We start from the raw sequence: 520 nt of genomic DNA, 5'->3' as shown, positions 1-520 counted from the left end.
GGGGCGGACCGGGCCACGGATGGACCGGCACGACCCCGTCAAGGAGGAAATCACCATGGGTCTGCGTATCAACCAGAACATCGCCGCGATGAACTCGTACCGGAACCTGTCGGTCAACGACAGCTCGATGGCGAAGTCGCTGGAGAAGCTCTCCAGCGGTTTCCGCATCAACCGGGCGGCGGACGACGCTGCGGGTCTGTCCATCAGTGAGGGTCTGCGCGCCCAGACCGGTGGCCTGAAGGTCGCCGTTCGCAACGCGCAGGACGGTGTGTCGGTCGTGCAGACCGCTGAAGGTGCGCTCACCGAGACGCACGCGATCCTTCAGCGTATGCGTGACCTGGCGGTCCAGTCCGCCAACGGTGGTTCCCAGGACGCCAAGGCGCAGCAGGCGGCGGACAAGGAGTTCCAGGCTCTGAAGACCGAGCTGGACCGGATCTCCGACACCACCTCCTTCGGCAGCCAGAAGCTGCTGGACGGTACCTACAGCGGCACCTTCCAGGTCGGCTCCAACGGTAACGAC

At 65.2% G+C, this 520-nt stretch carries 1 protein-coding gene; it reads left to right on the top strand.

All coding sequences use genetic code 11. The features are described from left to right. Positions 1 to 55 precede the first annotated feature (55 nt). Positions 56 to 520 (top strand): flagellin N-terminal helical domain-containing protein (locus tag Plo01_RS39875; RefSeq protein WP_444980786.1); only part of this gene is annotated, 465 nt, incomplete at its 3' end.

The sequence above is a fragment of the Planobispora longispora genome (assembly GCF_016863135.1).
Lineage (GTDB): Bacteria > Actinomycetota > Actinomycetes > Streptosporangiales > Streptosporangiaceae > Planobispora > Planobispora longispora.
This window is presented reverse-complemented; position numbering and strand designations above follow the sequence as displayed.